At 72.7% G+C, this 19,787-nt stretch carries 18 protein-coding genes and 1 pseudogene; 8 read left to right on the top strand and 11 right to left on the bottom strand.

Annotation, left to right across the window (positions count from 1 at the left end; genetic code table 11):
- Positions 1 to 5 precede the first annotated feature (5 nt).
- Entirely contained in the window at positions 6 to 2,012 is a 2,007-nt protein-coding gene (locus tag IEY82_RS24200; RefSeq protein WP_189126489.1) for a hydantoinase/oxoprolinase family protein, read from the top strand.
- Positions 2,005 to 3,813 (top strand): hydantoinase B/oxoprolinase family protein, encoded by a 1,809-nt coding sequence (locus tag IEY82_RS24195; protein WP_189126488.1) that lies wholly within the window; start codon positions 2,005 to 2,007, stop codon positions 3,811 to 3,813. The genes IEY82_RS24200 and IEY82_RS24195 overlap by 8 nt, the downstream gene beginning before the upstream one ends.
- A 15-nt stretch (positions 3,814 to 3,828) precedes the next feature.
- Here the strand turns inward: IEY82_RS24195 and IEY82_RS24190 are convergent, their stop codons facing one another.
- The gene (locus tag IEY82_RS24190) at positions 3,829 to 5,034 is read right to left on the bottom strand and encodes a hypothetical protein (RefSeq protein ID WP_225263132.1); all 1,206 of its coding nucleotides are present in this window, start codon (positions 5,032 to 5,034) and stop codon (positions 3,829 to 3,831) included.
- A gap of 422 nt (positions 5,035 to 5,456) precedes the next feature.
- On the opposite strand from IEY82_RS24190, the gene IEY82_RS24185 reads away from it, so the two are divergent.
- Positions 5,457 to 5,603 (top strand): hypothetical protein, encoded by a 147-nt coding sequence (locus IEY82_RS24185; protein ID WP_189126487.1) that lies wholly within the window; start codon positions 5,457 to 5,459, stop codon positions 5,601 to 5,603.
- A 69-nt stretch (positions 5,604 to 5,672) separates the two neighbouring features.
- On the opposite strand, the gene IEY82_RS24180 is transcribed toward IEY82_RS24185, so the two are convergent.
- Positions 5,673 to 6,203 (bottom strand): uridine kinase family protein, encoded by a 531-nt coding sequence (locus IEY82_RS24180; RefSeq protein ID WP_189126486.1) that lies wholly within the window; start codon positions 6,201 to 6,203, stop codon positions 5,673 to 5,675.
- Positions 6,204 to 6,276: 73 nt separating this feature from the next.
- Between IEY82_RS24180 and IEY82_RS24175 the strand changes: the two genes are divergently transcribed.
- The gene (locus IEY82_RS24175) at positions 6,277 to 7,434 is read left to right on the top strand and encodes a CaiB/BaiF CoA transferase family protein (protein ID WP_189126553.1); all 1,158 of its coding nucleotides are present in this window, start codon (positions 6,277 to 6,279) and stop codon (positions 7,432 to 7,434) included.
- 73 nt (positions 7,435 to 7,507) lie between these two features.
- Positions 7,508 to 8,995, top strand: a complete 1,488-nt coding sequence (locus IEY82_RS24170; protein ID WP_189126485.1) for a carboxyl transferase domain-containing protein — start codon at positions 7,508 to 7,510, stop codon at positions 8,993 to 8,995.
- A 54-nt stretch (positions 8,996 to 9,049) separates the two neighbouring features.
- On the opposite strand, the gene IEY82_RS24165 is transcribed toward IEY82_RS24170, so the two are convergent.
- Genes IEY82_RS24165 through IEY82_RS24145 form a run of 5 tightly spaced genes read right to left on the bottom strand, consistent with a single transcriptional unit; the run spans position 9,050 to position 13,581 of the window.
- Positions 9,050 to 9,445 carry a UCP033725 family protein gene (locus IEY82_RS24165; RefSeq protein ID WP_189126484.1) on the bottom strand — a complete coding sequence of 132 codons (396 nt, stop codon included), beginning with the start codon at positions 9,443 to 9,445 and terminating at the stop codon, positions 9,050 to 9,052.
- On the bottom strand, positions 9,442 to 9,888 hold the full coding sequence (locus IEY82_RS24160; RefSeq protein ID WP_225263133.1) for a hypothetical protein: 447 nt from the start codon (positions 9,886 to 9,888) through the stop codon (positions 9,442 to 9,444). Before IEY82_RS24160 ends, IEY82_RS24165 begins: the two co-directional genes overlap by 4 nt.
- A gap of 9 nt (positions 9,889 to 9,897) precedes the next feature.
- A complete protein-coding gene (locus IEY82_RS24155) occupies positions 9,898 to 10,689 on the bottom strand; it encodes a carbon-nitrogen hydrolase family protein (protein WP_189126483.1) in 792 nt (263 codons plus the stop codon).
- Complete coding sequence (locus IEY82_RS24150; RefSeq protein ID WP_189126482.1) at positions 10,649 to 11,590, bottom strand: DUF418 domain-containing protein; 942 nt, start codon at positions 11,588 to 11,590, stop codon at positions 10,649 to 10,651. The genes IEY82_RS24155 and IEY82_RS24150 overlap by 41 nt, the downstream gene beginning before the upstream one ends.
- Positions 11,587 to 13,581, bottom strand: coding sequence for an alpha/beta hydrolase (locus IEY82_RS24145; protein WP_189126481.1), 1,995 nt, complete (start codon positions 13,579 to 13,581; stop codon positions 11,587 to 11,589). The genes IEY82_RS24150 and IEY82_RS24145 overlap by 4 nt, the downstream gene beginning before the upstream one ends.
- 25 nt (positions 13,582 to 13,606) lie before the next feature.
- On the opposite strand from IEY82_RS24145, the gene IEY82_RS24140 reads away from it, so the two are divergent.
- Positions 13,607 to 14,773 (top strand): pyridoxal phosphate-dependent aminotransferase, encoded by a 1,167-nt coding sequence (locus IEY82_RS24140; protein WP_189126480.1) that lies wholly within the window; start codon positions 13,607 to 13,609, stop codon positions 14,771 to 14,773.
- A 22-nt stretch (positions 14,774 to 14,795) separates the two neighbouring features.
- On the opposite strand, the gene IEY82_RS24135 is transcribed toward IEY82_RS24140, so the two are convergent.
- The gene (locus IEY82_RS24135; RefSeq protein WP_189126479.1) at positions 14,796 to 15,881 is read right to left on the bottom strand and encodes an FUSC family protein; all 1,086 of its coding nucleotides are present in this window, start codon (positions 15,879 to 15,881) and stop codon (positions 14,796 to 14,798) included.
- Between the two features lie 123 nt (positions 15,882 to 16,004).
- Between IEY82_RS24135 and IEY82_RS24130 the strand changes: the two genes are divergently transcribed.
- Positions 16,005 to 16,544, top strand: a complete 540-nt coding sequence (locus IEY82_RS24130) for a TetR/AcrR family transcriptional regulator (RefSeq protein ID WP_189126478.1) — start codon at positions 16,005 to 16,007, stop codon at positions 16,542 to 16,544.
- Here IEY82_RS24130 and IEY82_RS24125 read toward each other — a convergent pair.
- Positions 16,537 to 17,220, bottom strand: coding sequence for an alpha/beta fold hydrolase (locus tag IEY82_RS24125; protein WP_189126551.1), 684 nt, complete (start codon positions 17,218 to 17,220; stop codon positions 16,537 to 16,539). The two genes, IEY82_RS24130 and IEY82_RS24125, sit on opposite strands and share 8 nt — an antisense overlap.
- A 238-nt stretch (positions 17,221 to 17,458) precedes the next feature.
- Between IEY82_RS24125 and bar the strand changes: the two genes are divergently transcribed.
- A complete protein-coding gene (gene bar, locus IEY82_RS24120) occupies positions 17,459 to 18,553 on the top strand; it encodes a barbiturase (RefSeq protein WP_189126477.1) in 1,095 nt (364 codons plus the stop codon).
- A 165-nt stretch (positions 18,554 to 18,718) separates the two neighbouring features.
- Here bar and IEY82_RS24115 read toward each other — a convergent pair whose 3' ends face one another.
- Positions 18,719 to 19,411, bottom strand: a complete 693-nt coding sequence (locus tag IEY82_RS24115) for a B3/B4 domain-containing protein (RefSeq protein ID WP_189126476.1) — start codon at positions 19,409 to 19,411, stop codon at positions 18,719 to 18,721.
- 88 nt (positions 19,412 to 19,499) lie between these two features.
- Positions 19,500 to 19,694 (bottom strand): annotated as a pseudogene (locus IEY82_RS24110) (zinc ribbon domain-containing protein); the annotation flags it as partial.
- Between the last annotated feature and the right edge of the window lie 93 nt (positions 19,695 to 19,787).

Genomic DNA, 19,787 nt, shown 5'->3' with positions numbered 1-19,787 from the left:
GAGCCATGCGTAGCGTCCGTATCGGAGTCGACACCGGGGGCACCTTCACCGACGTGGTGGCGGTGGACGAGCAGACCGGTGAGATCGTCACCACCAAGACCCCCTCCACGCCCGCCAACCCGGCGGACGGGTTCGTCGCGGGCATCGAGAAGCTGGGCGAGCTGGACGTCGGCTCGGTCGTCCACGGCACCACCGTGGCCACCAACCAGCTGCTCGAGGACCGGATCGCCGACCTCGGGTTCATCACCACCGAGGGTTTCGAGTTCATCCTGGAGATCGCCAGGCAGAGCGTGCCCGACGGTTACGGCAACTCCTACTTCTGGGTCAAGCCGCCCAGGATCGTCCCCGTGCACCTGGTGAGGACCGTCGGCGGGCGGCTCGACCACCTGGGCGCCGAGGTGCGGCCGTTCGCCGAGGAGCAGGCCGTCGAGGTGGCCCGCTGGTTCCGGGCCAGGGGCATCACCGCGATCGGCGTGTGCTTCCTGCACTCCTACGCCGATCCCACGCACGAGCGCCGCATGCGCGACGTGCTGGCCCGCGAGCATCCCGAGGCCGTGGTCTCGATCTCCAGCGACGTGCTGCGCGAATACCGCGAGTACGAACGGTCGGTCACCACGCTCGTCGACGCCGCGGTCAAGCCGGCCATGCGCCGCTACCTCGCCAACCTGTCCGGCCGGCTCGGCATCCCGTTCTCGGTGATGAAGTCCAACGGCGGGGTGCTGTCGGCGCGCGAGGTGGTCGACCAGCCGATCACCACCGTGCTGTCGGGCCCCGCCGCCGGCGCCCTGGGCGCGGCGCTCATCGCGTCCACGGCCGGGCATCCGTCGGTGATCACGCTCGACGGCGGCGGCACCTCCACCGACGTCGCCGTGGTGATCGACGGCGAGCCCTCGATCACCACCGAGGGGTCTGTCGGCCGCTACCCGTGCAAGATCCCGATGATCGACATCGTGACCGTCGGCGCGGGCGGCGGCTCGATCGCCTGGATCTCACCCGAGGGCACGCTGAAGGTGGGGCCCAAGTCGGCGGGCGCCGACCCCGGTCCCCTCTGCTACGGCAGGGGCGGCACCGAGGTGACGGTCACCGACGCGCACGTCTTCCTCGGCCGCATCCCGCCCCACCTGCTCGGCGGGGAGATCCCGCTCGACGCCGGCGCCGCCCGCACCGGCATCGAGGCGCTGGCCGACAAGCTCGGCCTCGGCGCCGAGCGCACCGCGACCGGCATCCTGGAGATCAGCGCGTTCAACCAGAGCAACGCGATCCGCCAGCTCACCGTCAAGCGCGGGCTCGACGTGCGCGACTTCCCGCTGGTGACGTTCGGCGGGTCCGGGCCGCTGCTGGCCTGCCGGCTGATCGACATCCTCGGGCTGCCCGCCGTGGTCGTGCCGCCCGACCCGGGCAACGTCTCCGCGTTCGGCCTGCTCACCGTGGACGTCAAGAACGACTACGTGCGTACGCACGTCACCCGCGACCTGTCCCTGGCCACCGCCGCCCGGATCTACGGAGAGCTGGAGGGCGAGGCCGCCGAGGCGCTCGACCGCGAGGGCTTCGACGACCCGGTCTACGCCCGCAGCGCCGACCTGCGCTACTACGGCCAGGCCTACGAGGTGCGGGTGCCGGCCCCGCCGGGCCCGCTCGACGACGACTGGCGGGAGCGGGTGCTCCAGCACTTCCACGACGCCCACGAGAAGCTGTACGGCTACGCCTACCGCGACGACCCCCGGCACCAGGTCGAGTGGGTCAACCTGCGGGTCTCCGGCATCGGGCCCATCACCCGCCCGGCGATCCGGCGCAGGACGCGGCAGGGGGTGGAGGCGGCTGCGGCGGTGCGCAGGCAGGTGCACTTCGAGGAGCCGTGCGACACCGCGATCCACCAGCGGGCCGCGCTCGACCCCGGCACGGTGATCGAGGGCCCTGCGGTGATCGAGGAGTACGGCTCGACCATCCCCATCCACCCAGGGTTCACCGCGACGGTGGACGCGTACGGCAACGTGGAGGTGCGGCGTGGCTGACCCGATCCTCGTCGAGATCGTCGAAGGCACGCTGGCCTCGGTGGAGAAGGAGGTCGAGACCGCGATCGCGCGCACCGCGCGGTCGCCGATGATCCGCGACGCCCACGACTTCCGGGCCGGCATCCACGACGCCCGGCTGCGCAAGCTGACCGGCCGCTCCTACAGCGCGCTCGTCCAGCCGGTGGTCCGCGACTTCCCGATCGACACGATGAAGCCCGGTGACGTCTACTTCCACAACGACGTCTACCTGTCCGAGGGCGGCATCGGCCACCTGCCCGACCTGTGCGTCACGGTCCCGGTCTTCCACGACGGCGTCGTGGTGGCGTTCGTGCAGGCGTTCGGCCACCACGACGACATCGGCGGGTCGGTGCCCGGCTCGATGCCCTCGCACGCGCGCAGCGTGTTCGAGGAGGGCCTGATGGTCCCGCCGATCAAGCTGTGGGACGAGGGCGTGCCCAACGAGGCCGCGCTGCGCATCATGACGCGCAACTCTCGGATGCCCGACTCGCTGGCGGGCGACCTCGACGCCGAGTGCTCGGCCTGCCTCATGGGCGCGCGCCGGCTCGGCGAGCTCTTCGAGAGGTACGGCAGGGCCGCCGTCGAGGAGTGCTTCGACGCGATCATCGACCAGACCACGCGGACGTTCCGCCGTGAGCTGCTGGCCAAGATCCCCGAGGGCACCTACACCTGGGAGGACTACGCCGAGCACGACGGCGTCGACGAGCCCCGGCTGCACACCCAGCGCATCACGCTGACCGTCGACCAGTCGGCCGAGTCCCCGCTGACGATCGACTTCACCGGCACGTCGCCGCAGGCCAAGGGGCCGATCAACCACGCGGGCGACTACGCCGACGGCGTGTTCCTGAAGAAGTGGCTGGCGCCGATCCTGCGCAACCTGGCCGACACCCCCGAGCGCATGGCCGAGCTGGACGTCAACGAGGGCGTCGTCCCCCTGATCAAGATGATCTTCCCGGAGAAGGGCACGCTGCTCACCCCGGTCTTCCCGGCTCCCACCAACGCCCGGACCTTCGTCATCCTGCGCCTGCTCGGCGTGCTCGCGGGCGTGCTGGCCAAGGCCACCGGCGGCCGGATGCCCGCCGACCAGGAGACGATCCGTTACACCGGCGTCTACGGCGCCGACGCCGAAGGCCGCCCCTACCTGATGCGCGAGGTCCTCGGCGGCGGCTCCGGCGGGCGCTGGTACGCCGACGGCGAGGACACCATCCACGTGGTGCCCGACTCGCGCAACATCCCGGTCGAGTTCGCCGAGGCGCGCTGGCCGTTCCGGGTGGAGCGGCTGGCCCTGGCCTGCGACTCGGGCGGGCCGGGGATGTTCCGGGGCGGGCTCGGCTACGACAAGCACATCCGGATGCTGCGCGACGCCTCGTACATGTCGATCGCCGACCGGTCGATCCTGTCGTGCTGGGGCGTCAACGGCGGGCTGGCCGGCCGGCCGTTCCGGGTGGAGATCGCGGGCAAGGAGATGGAGGGCCTGGTGGACGACCACCAGGTGCAGGCCGGCGAGGTCATCCGCATCCGCACCACCGGCGGCGGCGGCTGGGGCTCGCCCTACGACCGCGACCCGCGCGCGGTGGCCGCCGACGTCCGCGACGGCAAGGTCTCCATCGCGGGCGCCCTGGGCGACTACGGGGTGGTGCTCGACGGCGACCGCATCGACGAGCAGGGCACCGCCCAGCTCCGCGCCAACCTGCGCCCGGCCACCGGCCGCTTCTTCGACCGCGGTCCCGGCTATCCCAAGCTCTCCGGTGGCCGTACGCACGCCGAGGTGGACGAGTTGTAAGGGCCCGGGCGAGCGTCAGAGGGTGAGGCGGTAGAGGGTGAGCGGCCGCCCACTGGAGCCGCTGGTGAGGTTGCCCGTGCGCTCGGCCAGCCCGGCCAGCTCCAGCCGGTGCAGCATGCGCCGGGCGGTGCGCTGCTGCACGGCGAGACGGCTGGCGATCTCTCGGGTGGTCAGCGGCATGTCGCCGACGGCGGCCCGCGCCTCCAGCAGCTTCTTCAGGGTCGGCACCGACAGGCCCACCCGGCGCGCGATGACCGAGAGGTCCTGCTGCCCGGCCATGCCGGTCGCGACCGGCGCCAGCACGATGTCGGTCTCGGCCCGCAGGGACAGGACCGCCGCCACGTCGCCGATGCGGCGGGCCTTGGCCAGGGCGCGCCGGGCCAGGCTCTCCGCCTCCGCGGCACTGCGGCCCAGGCCGAAGCCCACACGGACCAGCTGGTTGTGGTCGGCGAGCCGGGTCAGCATGGGCAGGCCGGTGAAGCCTCCTGTGGCCCTGTGTAGCGGGCCGCGCGTCGTCACCAGCAGGTGCGTGCCGCCGCGGAAGGCCGCTATGGTGCCGCCCAGCGCGGTCGCCTCGCGCAGCAGTCCGGCCTCGCCGGCCACCTCGATCAGCCCGAGCGCGATCTGCGCGTCCTGCTGCGCCTGCCCTTCGGCCGTCAGCAGCAGCTGGCGCAGCGCCATCCGCACCGAATGGGCCGCCGGCACCAGGCGCAGCACCCGCATGTCGCCACGGAGCGCCTCGTGCACCGAGCCGAGGCAGGTGATCACGGGGTGGTCCGGGGGGCGGCGGTGGAAGGCGATCGCCTTCTCAGGCGTCATCTCCGGCCGGTACGGCAGCGCGCGCAGGTTTCCGGACGGCAGCCCGGCCTCGGCGAAGACCGCCGTCACCCCGGCCGCCGGCAGCGTGTCGATGGACAGCCGGGTCACGTCCTGGCCCTCGTGCTGGAGCCGTACCAGGGCGCCGAGCAGCGTCGCGCCCGTGTAGTCGACGTAGGCGGCGGGGCGGGTCAGCGCGCCGGCGTCGCGGGCCAGTGTGTACGGGACGGCGCCGGTGAACAGCCACCCTTCGACGGCGGAGGCGTGCGCCTCGACGATCGCCGGCGCCTGCGACTCGTGGTCGTAGTCCAGGCGGAGGGTGCTGACCCCCGGTTGTTCCTCGCACGTGGCCGCCACGTCGTCGACCAGATCGTGCGGGCCGACGACCCCGATGACGACTGCCACCCACGCCTCCCTCTTCCGCCTGCGCCGGACCTGATCGCGGCTCTCGGACGTGCTGTCGGTCGTGGCGCGTGGGCCGGAGCCCGGACGCGATCATCATGGGGTCCGATCAAGGACATCTGCCGCCCATCTTGGCGCAGAATCGCCGTGTCTGTCTCCGCGACCGCCTCCCGGATGTCACATCCAAAATCTTGATCTACATTGTAAAGGCATTGGCGCTGTACGCAGATGGCCGGCATGCGCGTGCGGGCGGATGGGTCGCGGCTGCTGATCGTCGCCACCCGCACCAGCCGCTCCGTCTCGGAAGGCCGGCGACACGCCACCTCACAATTCGGTACACATCATCGATCACTACGCCTGAACCTCGTGATCACGGGTAGCGCTGTGCAACCACACCAGTAACATCCGACGGACGGAAGCCCAGCATGATCACCCTCATCCTGCTCATCTTCGCCCTGGCCTGCTTCGTCCTGGCCGCCTTCAACGTGGGCGGGGGCCGCGTCAACCTCATCGCCCTCGGCCTCGCCCTCTGGGTGCTGACCGAGCTCATCCCCCACTTCGGCGACCTGTAGCAGCGGGCCGGGCTCCGCCGCCGTCCTCACCGGGGACGGCGGCGGCCCATCCCGGGTACGTGTCACGAATCAGCAGGTGACGACGAGATCGGCCCGATCACGGGTGCCGTCGTCGGCGAACCACTTCCGCTCGGCCGCGAACCAGGCGTCCCACCGGGGCGCGAACTCGCCGCCGTCGCGCTCGATCACCCGGCGCAGACGCACCTCCTCGGGCGCCTCCACCCAGACGGTGTACGCCAGCAGGTGCGCCGCCGACCTCCGGGCCGTTCCGACGCCTTCGACGACCAGCGCCGGCGCGACCGGCACCTCGACGAGCGGCCCGTATTCACCGCGCACCCAGTCGTAGCGGCGGAAGGCGCCGGGCCGGCCCTGCCGCAGCGGCCGGAGCACCTGCTCGTGGAGCGCGTCGAACCACGGACCGGGGCCCTCGTCCCAGGGCACGGGGAAGTCGTCGCTGTGCACGACCTGGCAGCCGAGGGCCGACGCGAGGCCGTCCGCGAACGTCGTCTTGCCGGACCCGGCGGGCCCGTCGACGGCCACGAGGCGGACCGGGCCGCATGACGGCGCCAGCTCCTGGATGTGGCCGGCCAGTGATTGCACGGACCCAGGGTAGGTGAGGTGTGGGGTGGGGGGAGAGAATGTGCTCCCGCACCGGATCAAGCTGGAGGCCGATTTGCCCGGACCCCTCGATGACATCGTCGTACTGGACCTGTCCAGGGCGCTGGCCGGCCCGCATGCCGCGCAGATGCTGGGAGACCTCGGCGCGCGGGTGATCAAGGTCGAGCATCCGGCCGGGGGTGACGAGTCGCGAGGCTGGGGCCCGCCCTTCGTAGGGCCAGATCACGATATTTCCACCTATTTTCTGGCGGCCAACCGCAACAAGCAGTCCATCGCCGTCGATCTGAAGACGCCCGACGGCAAAGCGCTCATCGAGCGCCTGGTACGCCAGAGCGACGTGCTGATCGAGAACTTCCGCACCGGTGTCCTCGACCGGCTCGGGTTCCCGGTCGAGCGCCTGCACGAGCTCAACCCGGGTCTCGTCGTCCTGTCGATCACCGGGTTCGGCCACGACGGGCCCGAGGGCGGGCGGCCCGGCTACGACCAGATCGCCCAGGGCGAGGCCGGCCTGATGTCGCTGACCGGCCCGTCGGCCGACGAGCCGTATCGGGTGGGCGCCTCGATCGCCGACCTGCTGGCCGGCATTCACGGCGCGTACGGGGTGGTGGCGGCGCTGTACGACCGGAAGCGCACCGGCAAGGGCCGGGTGGTGCGCACCTCGCTGCTCGCGGCGGTGACGGGCGTGCACTCCTACCACGGCACCGCCTGGACCGTGGGCGGGCAGGTGCCGGTCGCGGGCGGCAACCACCACGCCTCGATCGCCCCCTACGGCGCGTTCCACTGCGCCGACGGCATGTTGCAGATCGCCGTCGCCAACGACGTGCAGTGGCGGAAGGTGGCCACGCTGCTCGGCATCGATCCCGGCCAGCCGAGATACGCGACCAACCGCGACAGGTTCGCGCACCGAGACGAGCTGATCACCGACATGGAGAAGGCCCTGGTGGCGCACGACCGCGCCCACTGGCTGGCCCGCCTCGCCGAGGAGGGAGTGCCCGCGGGGGCGATCCGCTCGCTCGACGAGGTCTACGCGTGGGACCAGACCCGCTCCCAGGGGCTGGTCGTCGAGGTCGACCACCCGGTGCTCGGCCGCATCGAGCTGCCGGGGCCGCCGCTGCGGTTCGACGGGCTCGACGAGGCGGAGCACACCGCGCCGCCCGCGCTCGGCCAGGACCAGGACGCGGTGCTCCGCTGGCTGCGAGAGCGTGAGACATGATCCGGACATCGCGCTATCGGCCGGTACATTCGTGCGTCACCATGGCAGCATCGGCCGACACGAGGGAGCAGCGGTGACGCGTCCGGACGCACGCACACTGATCGAAACGGTCCTCGACCAGGGATCGTGGACATCGTGGGACGTGCCCCCAGCCGATCCGGCGCCCCCCGGTTCCTCCTACGCCGACGAGCTGGCCGCGGCCCGGGCCAAGTCGGGCTACGACGAGTCGGTCATCACCGGGGAGGGGCTGCTCGCCGGCCGCCGGGTCGCCGTGCTGGCCAGCGAGTTCTCGTTCATGGCCGGGTCGATCGGGAGCGCGGCCGCCGAGCGCATCACCTCGGCGGTCGAGCGGGCCGCCCGCGAGCGCCTGCCGCTGCTGGCCGCGCCCGCCTCGGGCGGCACCAGGATGCAGGAGGGCGCGCTCGCGTTCGTGCAGATGGTGAAGATCACCGCGGCCGTGCAGGCGCATCGCGCGGCCGGTCTGCCGCACGTGGTCTACCTGCGGCACCCGACGACGGGCGGAGTGCTCGCGTCATGGGGGTCGCTCGGGCACGTCACGGCCGCGGAGCCGGGCGCGCTGGTCGGGTTCCTCGGGCCGAGGGTGTTCGAGGCGCTGCACGGCTACCCGTTCCCCGAGGGCGTGCAGGTGGCGGAGAACCTCTACCGGCACGGGCTGGTCGACGCGGTGGTGCCGGCCGAGGACGTGCGCGAGGTGGCCATCCGGGCGCTGACCGTGCTGTGCGCCGACAGGACGGCCCTGGAGCCGGGCGAGCCGCCCGAGGAGGACCTGCGTCCGGTGGAGGCGTGGGAGGCGATCACCCGGTCGCGCCGCGACGACCGGCCCGGCGTGCGCGGGGTGCTCAAGCTGGCCGCCACCGACGTGACCCCGCTCAACGGCACCGGCGCGGGCGAGAACGAGCCAGGTCTGCTGCTGGCGCTGGCGCGGTTCGGCGCCGCGCCCGCCGTGGTGCTCGGCCAGGACCGGCACGGCCAGCGCTCCCGCTCGCCGCTCGGCCCGGCCGGGCTGCGCGTGGCCCGGCGCGGCATGCGGCTGGCCGCCGAGCTGGGGCTGCCCCTGGTCACCGTGATCGACACGGCCGGGGCGGCGCTGTCGAAGGCGGCCGAGGAGGGCGGCCTGGCGGGGGAGATCGCCCGCTGCCTGGCCGACCTGGTGAGCCTGGACGCGCCCACGGTCGCGCTGCTGCTCGGCGAGGGCGCCGGCGGCGCCGCGCTGGCCCTGCTGCCCGCCGACCGGGTGCTGTGCGCGCAGCACGCCTGGCTGGCGCCGCTGCCGCCGGAGGGCGCCTCGGCGGTCCTCTACCGCTCGGTCGACTTCGCCCCGGAGATCGCCCAGGCCCAGCGGGTACGCGCCACCGATCTGCGCGCCGCCGGGATCGTCGACCGGGTCATCCCCGAGCTGCCCGACGCCGCCTACGAGCACCGGGCGTTCTGCGAGCGGGTGGGACGGGCGCTGGAGCACGAGCTCGCGCTGCTGCTCGCGCGGCCGCCGGCCGACCGGCTCACCGCCCGCCTGGCCCGCTATCGCCACCTGGGCGGCTGACCGGGCTGGCCGGGCTGGCCGGGCTGGCCGGGCTGGCCGGGCTGGCCGGGCGGCTCAGGGGATCGGGATCCGCTCGACCCGGATGGAGAAGACCTCCTCGCGGGGCACCACGACCTCGTAGGCGCCGTGGTCGACCATCCAGTAGCCGAGGGCCTCGGCCTTCATGCCGCTGTGGCCGCTGTAGGCGATGTGCAGGCCGTCGTCGTCCTCGTCGAGGACGACGCACGGCTCGCCGCCGAACATCCCGACGGTGCGGACCAGCACCAGCCACTCCAGCTCGTCGCGGCGCACCTCGCGCCGCCAGTAGCCGGACGCCGCCTCGAACCCGTCGAGCTCCTCCTCGCTGAACAGCACGACCTGGTCGCTGCCGGGGCCCAGCGCCGCCGGCAACGTGCGCTCGCCGAAGCCGGCGACGAAGCCGGAGGCCACGGGCGTGAACTCGGCACTCATGCGGCGGGCCGCCAGGTCAGCCCGTCGTAGTCGGCGAAGCGCCGCTCGCCGTCGCCGGTCAGGTGCACGATCTCGGCCCCCGCCGGGATCGGCATGGGCATGGTGTGGAACTGCGGCACCATGTGCGTGGACGAGGTGGTGAACCCGTTGCCGGCGAAGGGCGGCGCGTCGCTCCAGTCACCGCCCATGTGCGGACCGTACGGGACGGCGTAGGTGTCGACGTCGCGGGCGTACCACCGCATGATGTAGAGCTCGGGCACGTCGGCCGTCAGCTCGGACCCGTCGAACACCAGGTCGAGCCCGTGGAAGAAGTCTCCGGGGGTGGTCAGCCGCGAACAGTCCTGGACGCGGTAGACGTAGCCGGAGATGACCGTGCGCTTGCCCGACAGGTAGGGGACGAGCAGACGCGGCGGAACCACTTTCTGCATCTGCGTTCTGCTCACGGTTCCACTTTACGATCTATTGACCCCGAGCACGCGATGTTCGAGGCAGGGCAAGGTCGTCCGGGCGGCCGCGGTCGCCTCGGGATCCAGCTCCACCACCTGCACACCGGGCGCGGTGCCCAGGTCGGCGCGGACCACGCCCAGCGGGTCGACCAGCATGCTGCGGCCCACCCCGAACCCGTCGCCGGACTCGGCCGGGTTGGGGGCCTGGCCGACGGCGGCGGTCCACATGGTGTTCTCCAGCGCGCGGGCACGGACCAGGGTGATCCAGTGGTCCTCCTTGAGCGGCCCCGACCCCCAGGCGGCGATCACCGCGAACAACTCGGCGCCCCGGTCGACCAGTGCCCTGGCCAGCTCGGGGAAGCGGATGTCGTAGCAGGTGATCAGCCCGACCCTGACCCCGGCCAGCTCCACGACCGTGGGCTCGGAGCCGGGGGCGACCAGCTCCGACTCCCTCGTGCCGAAGGAGTCGAACAGGTGGATCTTCCGGTAGGCGGCCCTGACCTCGCCGGTGGCGTCGATCGCGACGGCCGTGTTGTGCACGCGGCCGTCGCCGGGCTCGAACACCCCGGCGATCACTGCGACGCCGTGCTCGCGGGCGGCCTCGGCCACGCCGGAGACGAACGGCCCGTCGAGCGGCTCGGCCAGGTCGGTGATCCGCCGGCCGTAGCGGGTCAGCGTAGCCTCGGGGAAGATCGCCAGGTCGGCGCCCTCGGCTCGGGCGAGCGCCTCGCGGACCCGCTTGAGGTTGGCCGCCGGATCAGGAGCCACCGGGATCTGGCAGAGGGCGATTGTGGTCACGGCCCGACTCTAACCGGTTGGGCACCCATCGAAACCAGGTCAGGCACCGCCAGACCCACTCCAGTGGGCCATATCGGAAGGTGGACAGCCACCACCTGCTGGCCCACGCCTGGGCCAGCAGGGTCACCACGGCCACCAGGACCACCGACCAGCGGGTGGGGTCGCTCGCCACGAGCGGCCCGGTGAGGAAGATCACCAGCGTGCCGGAGACGTAGTTGGTCAGCGCCATCCGGCCCATCGGCTCCAGCACCGCCGACAGCGGCGCCGTCCAGTCGGCCCGCAGGAGCAGCAGCAGCCCGGTCGTGTAGGCGACGGCCCCGGCCAGCGCGGCGACGCTGTAGACGGTCCAGTCGCCGGTCATGACCCAGGCGGGGGTGAGCAGCGCGGTCGCCAGCGCGCTCACCGCGAACCCCGGCCACAGCAGCCGTTCGGACGGCCGCAGCTGCATCAGCGCCATGCCGACCAGGAACAGGCCGGGGATGAACAGCGAGCCGCCCCCCTCACGCATCGCCCAGACGACCGCCCCCAGGCCGAGGATCAGCACGGGCAGCCCGCCCGCCAGGAACGACGCGGGCAGCAGCACCAGCGCGCCGTAGAAGGCGTAGTCGGTGAGCACCTCGCCCTGGTAGAAGGTGTGCTGCACGAGCCCGAAACCGAACAGCCAGACCAGCCTGCTCAGCAGCACCCAGCGGCCGGCCCGCTGCAGGAACAGCACGAAACCGATGCCGAAGAGCAGCGAGAAGATCGGGTAGAAGCGGGCCTGGAACAACGCGTCGATCGCCCAGTCGACGCCGGTGCGCGGCCGGTCGGGATCGTTCGGCAGGTGCTGCCAGGTGTTGACCAGCATGATCCCGCCCACCGCGAAGCCGCGGAGGGCGTCGAGCTCACGGATGCGCGTCACAGGAACCAGGCGAACCACCATACGAGGAATCCGGCGCCGATGAACGCCGCCACGGCCTGTCCCCATCCGCGCCGCCGCGCGAACGCCGCCAGCGCGAGCACGGCCGAGCCGACCGCCACCCAACTGTACGGCCAGGTCATCGCGGGCACGCCGACGGTCAGGGCGGCCCCGTCCGTCCGCCCGTACACCTCCTTCGCGACGAGCCAGCTGAACGCCACCCCGGTGAGTCCGGCGTACGCGGTCAGCGCCCGGCCTCTGGCCGCGCCCGCGAGCAACTGCGCCAGGGAGGCCAGCGCGAACAGCGCGAACGGCGCCGCCAGCCACGGCGCGGCCGCCAGCCGGTAGGGCGCGGCACTCACCCGTACGTCGGCGGGACGGGGCGGCGCCTGCTCGGGAGAGCAGAGGTAGGCGGGCTGGGAGGAGGACTGGGGGGAGGAGGACTGGGGGGAGGAGGGCCGGGCGGGGTCTGCGACGAAGGCCCGGATGTGCTCGCGGGCGCACGCGCCGGCCGGGGACCCGGCCAGGGACACCGCGTGGCCGAGGCCGGCGAACTCGACGAAGCGGCCGTCCGGGAGCCGTTCGGCGGCGGCCCTGCCGGTGCCGGACGGCGTGGTGGGGTCGGCCCGGCCGCCGACGGCCAGGACCGGCGCGTCCGTGGTGGAGTTCGCCGGCGTGGACGCGGGCAGCTTCCAGGCGTCACACACCGCTTTATCGGCTTTTACGGTGAAAAGTCGGGAGCTGGTGGTGAAAGTGTTGAACGGGACCTCGTCCTGGCACTGCACCGCGTGATACAGCCCCAGCTCGCGCGCCATCAGCCCCTCGGCCAGCGCGTCGGCCGGTGGGCTCAGCAGCTCGTCGTGCCCGCTCGCCAGCGCGCCGACCAGCACGGGCATCATCACCGCTGCGCCCGCCGTCCCGTCCGCTGCGTCCGCCCCGCCGGCTGCACCGGCCCCGCCCGCTGCGCTCGATGCGCGCGGTGTCCCGCCCGGCTCCCGCAGTGCCTGGGCCAGGAGCGCCGCCGTGTCGTCGCCGGTCAGCCGGGCCGTGAACGCGGTGCCGAGCAGCGGGTCGGTCACGGGCACCCGCGCGGGCCGCGCGTTCAGCCTGCGCACCATCGCCTCGAAACGGTCGCGCAGTCCCAGCCGCGCCACCGCGTCGGCCAGCCCCCGGTCCGCCTCGTCGTACCAGGCCGCGCTCTCGGGCACGAACGAGTCCAGCACCACCGACCGGACACCACCCGGGTCGGCGGCGGCCACGTCGAGCATCACCCGCGTCGAGTAGCCGACCCCGAACAGGTTCCACGACGGGTGACCGAGCACCTCGCGCAGCGCTATCACGTCGGCCGCGATCTCCCTGGTCGTGTAGCCGCGCAGGTCGACTCCCTGCTCCCGCAGCCGCTCCCGGCAGGCTCCGGCCGCCGCCGCGACATCCGCCCAGCGATCGACCCGCCCACCCGATCCAGCGGATCCTCCTGACCCAGCGGATCCTCCCGATCCAGCGGATCCTCCCGATCCAGCGGATCCTCCCGATCCTGCCGATTTGTCCGATCCGCTCGCCACGAGGGCGCCCGTGTCCGTCGCGCGGCCCGTGGCCGGATCGCGCAGCAGCCCGAGCATCGCCTCAGCCGTCTCCGGGCAGCCCAGCGCGGGCCGCGAGTGCCGGCCGCCGCGCTGCTCCACGGCCACCACGTCGCGGTCGGGGAACATCCGGCTCACCAACCCGATGAGCGGGATCGACGACGTGCCGGGCCCGCCGTTCATGAACACGACCGGGTCGGCCGCCCGGTCGCCCGCCGTCGAGGCGTGTACGGCGAAGCCGACCCTGATGGTCCGGCCCGGCGCGTCCCGGCGTTCGGGCACGACCAGGAAACCGCAGACCGTGTGATCGGGCACCGCGACCGGGCACGGGCTCCGCTCGACCTCGCCCGGCGCCGGACCGGGGACGAGAGGGGGGAGGGCCAGAGCGAGGGCGAGGGCGACCTGGGTGATCACGCGACGACCCTATTAGGGTGGGCCCGTGACGGAAGCACTAGTTTCTCGGATGCGCGGGTTCGGCACGACGATTTTCGCCGAGATGAGCCAACTTGCCGCGCGCACCGGGTCCATCAACCTGGGACAGGGATTCCCCGACACCGACGGCCCGGCGGCCATGCTCGACCGTGCGGTCCAGGCGATCGGGTCGGGTGCCAACCAGTACCCACCCGGTCCTGGTGTGCCGGAGCTGCGCCAGGCCGTCTCCGAGCACCGGGCCGCCCACTACGGCCTGAGCTACGACCCCGACGGCGAGATCCTGGTGACGGTCGGCGCCACCGAGGCCATCGCGACCAGCGTGCTGGCGCTGTGCGAGCCGGGTGACGAGGTGATCGCGTTCGAGCCCTACTACGACTCCTACGCCGCCTCGATCGCGCTCGCCCAGGCCCGGCTGGTCGCCGTCACCATGCGGCCCGAGGCCGGCCGCTTCACCTTCGACCCCGCCGAGCTGCGGGCGGCCGTCACGCCGCGGACCCGCGCCATCCTGGTCAACTCGCCGCACAACCCGACGGGCACCGTCTTCACCAGGGACGAGCTGACCTCCATCGCCGAGCTCTGCCAGGAGCACGGGCTGATCGCCATCACCGACGAGGTGTACGAGCACCTGACGTTCGACGGCGTCGAGCACATCCCGCTGGCCACGCTGCCGGGCATGCGCGAGCGCACGGTGGCGATCTCCTCGGCGGGCAAGACGTTCTCGGTCACCGGCTGGAAGACCGGCTGGGTGTGCGCCCCGCCCGAGCTGGTCACGGCCGTGCAGACGGTCAAGCAGTTCACCACCTACACCGCGAGCGCGCCGTGGCAGCTCGCCGTCGCCCACGGCCTGCGGCACGAGCTGGGCTGGGTGGCCGAGCTGCGCGCCGCCCTGCAGGACAAGCGCGACCGGCTGATGACCGGGTTGGCGGCGGCCGGGTTCGAGGTGTTCAAGCCGGCGGGCACCTACTTCGCGCAGACCGACATCAGGCCGCTCGGCTTCACCGACGGGTTCGAGTTCGCCCGCAGGCTGCCCGAGCTCGCCGGGGTGGTGGCGATCCCGACCGAGGTGTTCTACGACCATCCGGCGCGGGGCAGCCACTTCGTCAGGTTCGCCTTCTGCAAGAAGGAGGAGGTCATCGACGAGGCGGCCGCCCGCCTGAAGCGCCTGTCCGCCTGACCTGGCGCCCGGCCGGGTGCGGTCAGGCGGTTCCGGGGGTGTCGAGCGGAGTGAGCGCGGCGCCCGCCTCCTCCGGGCCGGCCCCCGTGGCCAGCAGCAGGTCCACGACGATCGACCGGAGCTGGGCCACGATGACGTGGGCGGAGAAGCCCAGGCCTTGGGGCCGCTCGCTGCCGGCCACGGCCAGCAGCGCCTGCCTGGCCAGCACGGGCTCCCGGCCGGCCCCGAGCTCCAGCTGCAGCAGCAGCGCGGCCTCCGACACCTCGCGCATGGAGTCGGCCAGCGAGGCGGAGGGCGGGGCGGCCTCGCCCAGCGCCGCCAGGGTGCGGCGGGCCAGCACCCTGGCGTTCCTGAGCGCGTGATCCACCGGCACGACCGCCCTCTCGTACCTGGCCAGCCGGGCGCGGCGGTGCCAGTGCAGCGGCGAGATCATGGCGATCTCCTTGCCGGTCGCCAGCGCCTGCTCGAACTCCTCGACCGCCGCCTGCGTGCCCCGGGCTCCCTCCAGCGCCTCGGCGGCCAACTCCACGTCGCGCTTCTCGATCGCCTCGGCCGCCTGCTCCAGCACGGTGGACAGCGCGTCGAGCACTCCCGAGGCGTGCTTGGCCACGAGGTTGACCGGGCTGGCGGGCAGCAGGGCCACCACGGCGACCCCGATGGCGCCGCCGGTGAGCGCGTCGAGCATCCGGTCCAAACCGCCCGTGCTGTCGCCCGGCACCAGAGCCACGACCAGCACGGCCGACGACCCGGCCTGCAGCGCGAACAGCGCCCCGCTGTCCAGCAGGGCGGCGGTGGCCATGGCCAGCGCCACGACCAGGGCGATCTGCCAGGTACCCGAGCCGATCCAGGCGACCAGGAGGTCTCCCACGCCGACGCCGAGGCTGACGCCGACGACCAGCTCGGTCACCCGGCGCAGCCGCTGTCCGAGGCCCACGCCGACGCAGATCAGCACGGCGATCGGCGCGAAGAAGGGGCTGGGGTGACCGAGCAGCTGGGTGGCGGCGAGCCAGGCGAGCGCGGCGCCCACGGCGCACTGCGCGATCGACGGAGCCTTCAGCCCGAACGTGTGCAGCCGTTCCCGCAGGTGATCGCCGAGCCTCGTCCTCACGCTCCCACCTTGCCCGATCTTGATGACATTACGGTCACATGACCCCAATTTGGAGGATAGAGGGCAGTAGTACCATCTGCCCCGTTCGTTGCCGTACGCGAACGGGCCCCTATTGTCGACAGCGTGGAACCAAGGAGCCGGGAGGGCACACGGCGCCGCATTCTCGACGCCGCCTGCCGCCTGTTCGCCGAACACGGCTACGACGAGGTGACGATGCGGATGCTCGGCGCCGAGGCGAACGCCAACATCGCCCTCATCAACCGCTACTTCGGCTCGAAGAGGGAGCTGTTCGCCGAGGCGCTGGCCCAGCAGGGCAGGTTCCCCGCCGTGCTCGACGAGGGCGACGACCTGGCCGGGCGGCTGGCCGAGTACGTCGCCGACCGGCTCGGCTCCGAGGACACGAGCCCTGTCCTCGCCACCCTGGAACGTTCGGCGTCCAGCCCGGCGATCCGCGAGCTGGCACAGGACCGGGTCAGGAGCGCCATCCTGGAACCGCTGATCGCCCGGCTGGACGGAGAGGACGCCGAACTGCGCGCCTCCATCGCCGCCGCGATCATCATGGGCGGCGGCAGGTTCCAGCAGTTGTTCGGGCCCGCGGCGCCGGGGTCGCGGCAGGCGCTGGTCGACAGGCTGACCGCGGTCTTCCGCGCCTGCCTCAGCTGACCTCGCGCCCGCCCTGGTCCAGGAACGCGTCGACCTCGGCCAGGAACGCCTTCCTGGCCGAGACGTGGATCAGGTGCCCGGCGTCGATCGTGACCAGCCGGGCGCCCGGAATGCGCTCGGCCAGCGGCTCGGACCGGACGTGGCTCGACGGCCCGCCCGACAGCACCAGGGTGGGAGCGGTGACGCGCCCCAGCCCCTGCCACCACGCCGGGTCGGGCGCGAGGAACTGCCGCTCGGTCTGGTGCACCATCCGCCAGTCGAAGCCGGTGGATCCGTCCTCGACGATGGGCGCGCGCCCTTCGACGGGCAGCGGCGGGGGAGGATCCTCGACGACGAGCCGGTCGACCCGGCCGGGGTGACGCATGGCCAGGAGGTAGGCGACCACGCCGCCCAGCGAGTGGCCCACCAGGGTGGCCCGCTCGACGCCGAGGTGGTCGAGCAGGCCCACGACGTCCTCGGCCATGCCGGGCAGCGCGTAGTCGCCCGGCCGGCCGCTGCCGCCGTGGCCCCGCAGGTCGGGCGCGATGACGTGGTGGCGGGCGGCGAAGTGCTGGGTGATGCCGTTCCAGTCGTTGTGGTCGGCGGTGCGGCCGTGGAGCAGCACCAGCGCGGGAGCGTCCGGCGCGCCTTCCTCCCGGAAGACGATGGTGACCCCGTTGACGACCGCTTCGCGCATCACATCCGCGACCCTACCGCCGGGAGCCGAGCCGCTCGGGCGGTGCGGCCGTCCATCTCAACCGGTTACGGCACCGTCCGCGACGTCTGGCACACATTGCCCATGAAAGGGGGGCGGAGTCGTCAGTAGCGTCGGGACGTGGCGTGCCGCCGGACGAGGCCGGGTATCTCGGCCCGGGGCGGCTCGGGACGACGGTCCTCCCTGATTACTGCGGCTCATGGGCGAGAAAGGGCGACAAATGCCGGATCCGATAGAAGTGCGCAAGGTGCCGATCGAGAGCGTGACCGACGCCTCGGGCCTGGAACGGCTGATCGACGACGGGGTGATCGAGGCGCACCGGGTGCTCGCCGTGATCGGCAAGACCGAGGGCAACGGCGGCGTGAACGACTACACCCGCATCCTGGCGGACCGGGCCTTCCGTGACGTGCTGGCGGCCAAGGGGCATCCGGCGCCGGAGAACGTGCCGCTGGTGTGGTCGGGCGGCACCGACGGGGTGCTGAGCCCGCACGCCACGATCTTCGCCACCCTCGACCCGTCGCGGGCGGTCGCGTCCGACGAGCCGCGCGTGTCGGTCGGCGTTGCGATGAGCGAGGTGATCCTGCCCGAGGACATCGGCCGCCCCGCCATGGTGGAGAAGGTCGCGGCCGGCGTGCGCGAGGCGATGAAGATCGCCGGCATCGACGACCCGCGAGACGTCCACTACGTGCAGACCAAGACCCCGCTGCTCACCCTGGCCACGATCACCGACGCCAAGAGCCGCGGCCAGGACACCGCGATCGAGGAGACGGGACCGTCGATGGACCTGTCCAACTCGACCACCGCCCTCGGCGTCGCCGTCGCCCTGGGCGAGATCGACATGCCCAGCGCCGACCAGATCCACAAGGACCTCTCGCTCTACTCGTCGGTCGCCTCGTGCTCGTCCGGCGTGGAGCTCGACCGGGCGCAGATCGTCCTGGTCGGCAACGTACGGGGCGTCGGCGGGCGCTACCGCATCGGCCACAGTGTCATGAAGGACGCCCTGGACGCCGACGGCATCTGGGAGGCGATCCGCGACTCCGGCCTGACGCTGCCCGACCGCCCGCACCCGTCGGACCTGGGCGACCGGCTGGTGAACGTCTTCATGAAGTGCGAGGCCGACCCCACGGGCAGGGTCAGGGGCCGGCGCAACATCATGCTGGACGACTCCGACGTGCACTGGCACCGCCAGATCAAGGCCACGGTGGGCGGTGTGGCGGCCTCGGTGACCGGCGACCCCGCCGTCTTCGTCTCGGTGGCCGCCGTCCACCAGGGCCCGTCGGGAGGCGGTCCGGTGGCGGCCATCTCGACCCCCTGACCGGCCGGTACGAGCGCCGCGACCTCCCCGGGACGCGCGTCCCGGGGAGCCCGCACCGCCCCGGACAGCCGTCCGCACGGCCGTCTACCCGTGTCCTTCCTACGGTCGTCTGCACGGGCCTTCGCGCGGGCCTTCGTATGGGCCTTCGTGCGGGCCTTCGTACGGTCAGAAGTCGAAGCGGGGCGAGGACGCGCTCAGCGTGACGGGCTTCGGATCCACGGCCCGCAGCGCGCTCAGCTCGCCGACCAGGGCGGTCATGAGCCGCCCGACGTCCAGCGCCGCCGACGGGTGCAGCGCCTCGGCGACGATCAGCACGGACCGGGTCGTGTCGCTGACGGCCGACTGGCGGCTCTGCCGGTTGGACCACCGCCGGGCGTGGGCCCGCCCGGCGCCGTCGGCGAAGATCACCTCGCCGGGTTCGGGGTGCTCGGTCTCCCCGGAGAAGGTCAGGTAGGTCTCGTCGCCGGTCGCGTAGCGGACCTCCAGGAAACCGGTCACCTCCGTCACGTCGAACACCGCCACCGGGATCGCGAACGCCAGGGACACCGCGTTGCACACGTCGATCAGGGGATGGATGCGCGGCAGCGACCCTTCCTTCCGGAACCGCCGCAGCAGCGACTCCGAGGCGCACCGGTACTGCGTCGGCTTCAGCCCCATCCGCGAGAAAGCCCGCCGCCACGCCTGGATCTCGGGCAGCTCCGCCTCGGACGAGGCCGCCAGCCGGGAGGCCGCGACCGCGGTGAACGCCTCGATCCGGTCGCCGGGGCGGGCATCCGCGCTGATCCCCTCGGCGAACAGCGCGCCGGGCGCCAGCTCCGGGAAGTCCCGCCAGATCGCGGTCGCATGCTCGAAGTACAAACAGATCGCCCCCTTTGACGTGCTCCCCGGTCTGCAGGCCGGGGATTCAGCCTATGCCGCGCGTGCGGCACCTCTGCGGCTTCCTGGTTCACCGGGCCCTGTCTTCCGCTAGGCGGCGGATCTTACCTCCGCAGGCGTTCAGGCTGTCCGCCCGTCCGGCGGCCAGGATGTTGATCGCGGCGTTGACGTCCCGGTCGTGGACCGCGCCGCACGGGCAGGTCCACTTCCGGACGTTGAGCGGCAGGGATCTGGTGACGGCGCCGCAGGCCGAGCAGAGTTTCGACCGGCGGAGCGCGCGGGTTCGTTCGGATGGCCGGAGGCTGCGGGGGAGACCGCTGGAGCGCGCGGGTTCGAGCGGATCCGCGCGAGGCTGCGG

This window comes from Nonomuraea cavernae (genome assembly GCF_014646355.1).
In the GTDB taxonomy this organism is placed as follows: domain Bacteria; phylum Actinomycetota; class Actinomycetes; order Streptosporangiales; family Streptosporangiaceae; genus Nonomuraea; species Nonomuraea cavernae.
Note: the sequence above shows the minus strand (reverse complement) of the source record. Positions and strands in the feature narration are given on the sequence as shown.

Excerpts from the sequence above, each read along its gene's own strand:
- IEY82_RS24200 (WP_189126489.1), top strand. The coding sequence starts at position 6 with ATGCGTAGCGTCCGTATCGGAGTCGACACCGGGGGCACCTTCACCGAC.
- IEY82_RS24185 (WP_189126487.1), top strand. The coding sequence starts at position 5,457 with ATGATCACCCTCATCCTGCTCATCTTCGCCCTGGCCTGCTTCGTCCTG.
- IEY82_RS24165 (WP_189126484.1), bottom strand. The coding sequence starts at position 9,445 with ATGAGTGCCGAGTTCACGCCCGTGGCCTCCGGCTTCGTCGCCGGCTTC.
- IEY82_RS24125 (WP_189126551.1), bottom strand. The coding sequence starts at position 17,220 with ATGCGCGAAGCGGTCGTCAACGGGGTCACCATCGTCTTCCGGGAGGAA.
- bar (WP_189126477.1), top strand. The coding sequence starts at position 17,459 with ATGCCGGATCCGATAGAAGTGCGCAAGGTGCCGATCGAGAGCGTGACC.